Here is a 6,000-nt window from a genome sequence, read left to right as displayed (position 1 = left end):
AGATGGATGGCCAGTTTATCCCATGTTTATTCCAGATGGAGACCAAATTGTCTGTAAAACTTATATGACCAGAGTAGAGGGCGAAAATACGCGGCTACGACATTATTTGGCACGACTTCATCGCAAGACACTTTGCTATTCTAAGTCGAGAGAGATGCTCAAAAATTCAATTCGCTTACTAATTCATTATCTTAAGTTTTGGGAGGTTCCGGTTCCCGCTCCAGGGCATCATTTCAATCGCGTTCGAGCGAGGCAAATCGAGTAGCTAATACATAAGAGCGATCGCCGAAATCATACCTTAATTCAGCAACGCCGAAATTCTCTAAATAACGATCGCACTAAAATTAGTTGCTAGTGATTACTTGAGTCCTCTGATTTGTATGAAGACTTGCATTCCTGAGTACACACAGCTTGATTACGGATAATTATTAGGATTGTCGATCGCCAACCCTGCCGACTGAGCAATATCCAGCAATCTGTTGTCCGCCGAAACAAAAATTAGTTGAGTATCTGGGATTGATGTTAAAACAGATTGAACGCGCAAAGCAGCCGCCAATTGCACAGCGTCATAAGCCCGCAGTGGATATTGAACAATCAGTTCACCCGCCCTTTCAACCAGTACCCGATCAACTTCGATAACTCTATACCGACTATTGAATTCAGATCGAAAATTTGCAATAAGTGCAGCAACTTCCGCAGCAGTTATACCGCCTTCACGTTGTCTGCGTGCAAAAGCACTAAGAACTTCCACCCAGGTAATGCGGACTAGAAGCAGCGAGTTACCAGTCTGGGAATCCGTGAGCGTTTTTATCCAAGGGCTGCCAATTTCAACCACATATCTTTTGATGAGGGCGCTGCTATCCAAAAAATAAATGTTTACCACGGACCGCGATCCTCGATAATAATTTCTGACAGAGGCTTGCCCGGTTTGGCCCCTAACCTTTTAGCCAATTCATACACATCTTCATCAGTGACAGCCTCGACGTTATGGGGATTGTTAGGTAGTGGAGTCACCAATCCTCGGTCAACTAAAAACTGGATTGCCAATTCTGCCTGCTTTTTTGGATCATCTGGCCAGAGTTGAATCTGCACAGTTTCCCCATCCTTGAAAGACACAGAACTCAAGGGACGAAAAACCCCGTTTTCGTAGATAGCAGTAATAGTTTCTGGCATAATTAGCCTCTTAATTAAATGCTTTGACTTATTGTACTTTTTTTAACTACTTCGTTGCCACAACAGCCAAATTCCAAGCCAAGCGCTTCATCAAAGGCAACTTTTTCAAAAACCCATCCAACCCTTCTAACCGAGAGTATTCCGGTTTCAATCTCTCTTGTTCAATGATAATTTTTTTCCAATAACGCTCCTCATTTGGATGCACTTTTTCGATTAAATAAAAGCGCAAAAAAATCCACAGCGCCGTCAGCCAAAACGTATCATAAGCCGTCTCAGAAAACAAAGACTTGACAAAATTCACAAGATTAATATCCAAAGGACTTTCATCCTCAGTTCGCACCTCAGTCGCCATTCTACGGTAAACATTAATCACCGGATTGTGCTTCATCGGGTCCCAAAAACAAGCTTTACCTCCAGGCTTCAGCACGCGGTGCATTTCGCGAATTGCCTTTTCCGGTTCTGGCAAATGGTGCAACAAATTAGAAGCATAAACAATATCAAAACTATTGTCGGGGAAATCCAGCGCCATTGCATTCACCGTGCAGCCGTCTATTTTGACGCCGTTTTTCTCTGCCAATTTCAGAGCAACTTCTACCATGCCCTGAGAATAGTCAGCGGCCATACAATTCGCGCCTTTTTTCGCAAAATAAACGCTATTTTCTCCCGCGCCACAGCCTAAATCTAATAGGCGTTTGCCTGTAATATCGCCCATTTGCTGAACGATAAATCTATTTTCTGGGGCGGTACAAGCTTCAAAGTAATCATTGACTCGAATGCCGTCAATATCGATTGTCGATGCCCAAGCATCGTGGAATTGTCGCTCTTTTTTTAAAGTTTCTTCTTGCATTTTTTAGGGTTTATTGTTGCTAAAAAAGATTTTAATTTTTAACCGCAGATGAACGCGGATTAACGCAGATTTATTTAGATATATCTGCTGTTATGTGCGTTCGTCTGCGGTTTGTTTCAAGAATAATAGCTGACAATAAATTTATCAGCGCTGTGCTTTTGCAACAACTTGATTTCCGATCGCAGTTGGCTGTTCGGAGGATTTTTCAGCACTATGCTGCAATGCCTGATACAGGCGATTTAAAGCGCTGATGTATGCTTCTGCAGACGCTACGATAATGTCGGTATTTGCTGAGTGACCGGAAAATACTTTGCCTTCGTGCCGCAAGCGAATTGTTACTTCGCCGATCGCATCTATGCCCGCTGTTACCGATTGTACAGAAAACTCGATCAACTCGTTGGGTACGTTTACTACCCGGTTAATTGCCCTGTAAATCGCATCCACAGGCCCGGTGCCGATCGCAGCATCGGTCAATTCTTCGCCCGCCGGATTCCGCACTGTGACGGTTGCTGTCGGACGAGATTTGTCGCCGCAGGAAACTTGCACCAATTCTAATCGGAACAGTTCCGGTGCTTGGTGCACTTCGTTATTGGCGATCGCCTCTAAATCCCAATCCGTAATCTCTTTTTTCTTGTCTGCCAAATCTTTAAACTTGACAAAAGCCTTATTTAGCTCATCGTCTGCCATTTCAAAACCCAACTCTTTCAAGCGAGTGTGAAATGCGTGGCGGCCGGATAATTTGCCCAAGACGATTTGGTTTTCAGTTAAGCCGATCGACTCAGCGTCCATAATCTCGTATGTCCGCTTATTTTTCAGCACCCCGTCTTGGTGAATTCCCGACTCGTGAGCGAAAGCATTTGCCCCGACAATCGCCTTATTTGGCTGCACCAACATCCCCGTCAAATTGGAAACCAAGCGGGAAGTTTTGTAAATTTGGCGCGAGTCAATATTTGTCAGCGGTTCCTCAGAATCCGCAGATCGGCCCAAGAACGGATTATAATATTGGCGCCGCACGTAAAGCGCCATTACCAACTCTTCCAGAGCCGCATTTCCCGCCCGTTCGCCAATCCCGTTAATCGTGCATTCTAACTGTCTGGCGCCATTTTTCACAGCTTCCAAAAAGTTAGCAACAGCCAATCCTAAGTCATTGTGACCGTGAACCGAAATAATTGCGCGATCGATATTCGGCACATTTTCCTTAATTCCCCGAATCAAAGCCCCAAACTCGCTCGGAGTCGTGTAGCCCACAGTATCGGGAATATTAACCGTAGTCGCACCGGCTGCGATCGCCCGCTCTAGAACCTGATACAAAAACTCCGGTTCCGATCGACAAGCATCTTCCGGCGAAAACTCCACATCATCCACAAAAGACTTAGCGTAAGCCACCATTTCCGGCACAATTTCCAGAACCTCAGCCCGCGTCTTTTTCAGCTTATACTCCAAGTGAATATCAGACGTAGCCAGAAACGTATGAATTCGCGCATTGGCTGCTGGTTTCAGAGCCTCTGCTGCTGTTTTAATATCCTGCTTTCTCGCCCGTGCTAAACCGCAAATTGTCGGGCCATCTTCCGTGCCAACCGATCGCGCTATTTTTTGGACTGCCTCGAAATCTCCCGTGCTGGTGAAAGGGAAACCCGCTTCAATCACATCCACGCCCAATCTCGCTAACTGGCGAGCGATCGTCAGCTTTTCATCCACATTCAGAGATGCACCCGGAGATTGTTCTCCGTCGCGCAAAGTCGTATCGAAAATAATAATCCGGTCTTGACTTGGTTGAGTTTTCATAGCTCTAAAAAAGTGTTTTCCTGATTTTTACTTGTCCGTTTTTCTGGATTTTTAGCCTCCAGTCACCAGTCCCCTGTCTCGCGCCCATAACGAATAATTAATAACCCCTAACCCCTAACTAATGACTAATGACTAATAACTACTGACTAATGACTAATAACTACTGACTAATGACTAATGACTAATGACTAATAATCCATCTTCTCGATATGTTCCCTAATTTCATTTAGGTCTATATACCTATCTGTAGCATTTCGTAACTCTCTAGCAATCATTCCTTCGGTTGATACCACAGTAATATGAGTATTTTTCGAGCGGAGCAGTTCGATCGCCCGCTCAAAATCCCCATCCCCGCTAAACAGCACAACTTGGTCGTATTGATCCACGGTATTAAACATATCAACCACAATTTCTATGTCTAAATTAGCCTTTTGAGAATATCTGCCCGAAGCATCGTCGTAATATTCCTTAAGAATTTTAGTGCGAACCGTGTAACCTAGACTGATTAAAGCATCTCGAAATCCCCTTTGATCTTGGGGGTCTTTCAGACCCGTATACCAGAAAGCATTGATCAAGATGACATTCGGCTGCGAAGTTTTGAAATATTCGAGCACCCTGCGAGGATCAAAAAACCAGCCGTTCTTTTGTTGAGCGTAGAACATATTGTTCCCGTCCACAAAAATAGAAAGGCGGTTCATTAAGTTTGTCATAGAAACTTAGACCTAATAATTGTAGAAAGAAGTTAATCTAAATATCACATTTTAGCAACATGGAGCTAACTGAGGCAATAGATTAAACTTCAGAAAACTCCATCTCCCCAGTATTTCATATTTTCGGCTCTACCGCCAGAGGGTTCTTTTAAGCCTGCTTGCATTTGAGCGAGGTGCCCTCAAAAACTATACGCCTAGTAACTCAATACCGGCTGCCGTGTCAAGGTTAATGGCGCCTTCAAACTACCGCGCCCACCGCCCTACCGCCAAGCAGGCATACCGAAGCGCATAGCAGTAGATTTTGCTCCCCTGATTTCATAGTGCAGACTACCTCCGCTCAAGCCTTTTTGCTTTCAAGAGCCCAGCGAGCTAACTCTGTCCGGTTGTGCAGACCTGTTTTGCCCAGCATATTGCTGACGTGGCTTTCGATAGTCCGCTGGCTGACATTCATCACGTCTGCGATCTGGCGGTTTGCCATACCCTGGGCTAGCAACTGTACCACCTTTAACTCAGTGGGAGTCAATTCGACATTGCGGCGCGCCTTAATTTTTGGGCCACTCTCCATACCGGGATTTGAGTGGCGAATCAAGCGCGATGCTGCTTTCAGAGAAGATTCCACTTGGGCTACCAGTTCTTCTGGTTCAAAAGGCTTGACTATATAAACGTCAGCCCCAGTGCTCAAGCCTTTTACTCGGTCTGAACTTTGACCTTTTGCGGACAAGAAAAGAACCGGAATCCAGCTAGTGCGAGGGTCTTCCCTGATGTGTTTGACTAAAGTGTAGCCGTCCATTTCCGGCATCATCACGTCGCAGATAATCAAGTCGGGAACTTCTTGTTCTAGTTTTTCCAGAGCGTCTCTGCCGTTTTCTGCTGTAATGACGTTGTAACCCCGAAACTCCAAGTAGTCCTTGACCAGCAAGATCAAGTTGGGGTCGTCGTCAACCAGCATCAGCCGTTTTTGCTCTCCTGAATTATTGTCCTTTGTCATGTTTATTCCCGCTAAAGTATCCCGCACACTTCCTTGTTTTCACTTCTGTTTTTTCCGTCAGTCCCCCGCCACCAGGCTGGGAGTGGAGGACGACGGTCGGCTGAAGGGATGGCGGTGAGGGAAAGCGGGGCGGGTATTACCGCTTTCCAACCTATAATTGAGGGCTGTTTGTGAGTGTCTTACGACCTGGAATGCAGCCCAAACCTGTAATGCACGATCGCCCTACCAAGATCAGCCTTGATTGATTGGAGACTCCCTAACAGAGCCCAAGTTAAATAGTTAATCTCGATCGGTTCAATTTCAGGTTAATGCCCCGGTTTTAAATGATACTTCTGATATAGAGAAATTTAAGCAGACTCCCTACTTACGTATTTAACTGTTTCTAGTGTAGTTTGGCAACCTGCTTAGTGTCTGCCACTGAGAAATTTTTGCACAAAATTTCACAGTTCCTCGGATCGATTTTTTTTACTGTACCTTTTGAGAAACACCAGGAACAC

7 protein-coding genes are annotated in these 6,000 nt (G+C 45.1%); 1 reads left to right on the top strand and 6 read right to left on the bottom strand.

The features are described from left to right. A partial coding sequence (locus QUA77_RS23805) for an IS1 family transposase (RefSeq protein ID WP_333452911.1) occupies nt 1–265 on the top strand: 265 nt, incomplete at its 5' end. 150 nt (nt 266–415) lie between these two features. Here the strand turns inward: QUA77_RS23805 and QUA77_RS23800 are convergent. From QUA77_RS23800 to QUA77_RS23775, 6 genes are all read right to left on the bottom strand, one after another. Further along, entirely contained in the window at nt 416–883 is a 468-nt protein-coding gene (locus QUA77_RS23800; protein ID WP_333038429.1) for a type II toxin-antitoxin system VapC family toxin, read from the bottom strand. Beyond that, a complete protein-coding gene (locus tag QUA77_RS23795) occupies nt 877–1,173 on the bottom strand; it encodes an antitoxin family protein (protein WP_333038430.1) in 297 nt (98 codons plus the stop codon). Before QUA77_RS23795 ends, QUA77_RS23800 begins: the two co-directional genes overlap by 7 nt. A gap of 46 nt (nt 1,174–1,219) precedes the next feature. Beyond that, nucleotides 1,220–2,020: a class I SAM-dependent methyltransferase gene (locus QUA77_RS23790; protein ID WP_333452909.1), complete on the bottom strand. Its 801-nt coding sequence runs from the start codon at nt 2,018–2,020 to the stop codon at nt 1,220–1,222. Between the two features lie 144 nt (nt 2,021–2,164). Then, nucleotides 2,165–3,805 (bottom strand): 2-isopropylmalate synthase, encoded by a 1,641-nt coding sequence (locus QUA77_RS23785; RefSeq protein WP_333452907.1) that lies wholly within the window; start codon nt 3,803–3,805, stop codon nt 2,165–2,167. Between the two features lie 188 nt (nt 3,806–3,993). Beyond that, a complete protein-coding gene (locus QUA77_RS23780) occupies nt 3,994–4,515 on the bottom strand; it encodes a LabA-like NYN domain-containing protein (protein ID WP_006633075.1) in 522 nt (173 codons plus the stop codon). Between the two features lie 337 nt (nt 4,516–4,852). Next, the gene (locus tag QUA77_RS23775) at nt 4,853–5,503 is read right to left on the bottom strand and encodes a response regulator transcription factor (protein ID WP_333038438.1); all 651 of its coding nucleotides are present in this window, start codon (nt 5,501–5,503) and stop codon (nt 4,853–4,855) included. Nucleotides 5,504–6,000 lie beyond the last annotated feature (497 nt).

Source organism: Microcoleus sp. K5-D4, assembly GCF_036704575.1.
Taxonomy (GTDB): domain Bacteria; phylum Cyanobacteriota; class Cyanobacteriia; order Cyanobacteriales; family Microcoleaceae; genus Microcoleus.
Note: the sequence above shows the minus strand (reverse complement) of the source record. Positions and strands in the feature narration are given on the sequence as shown.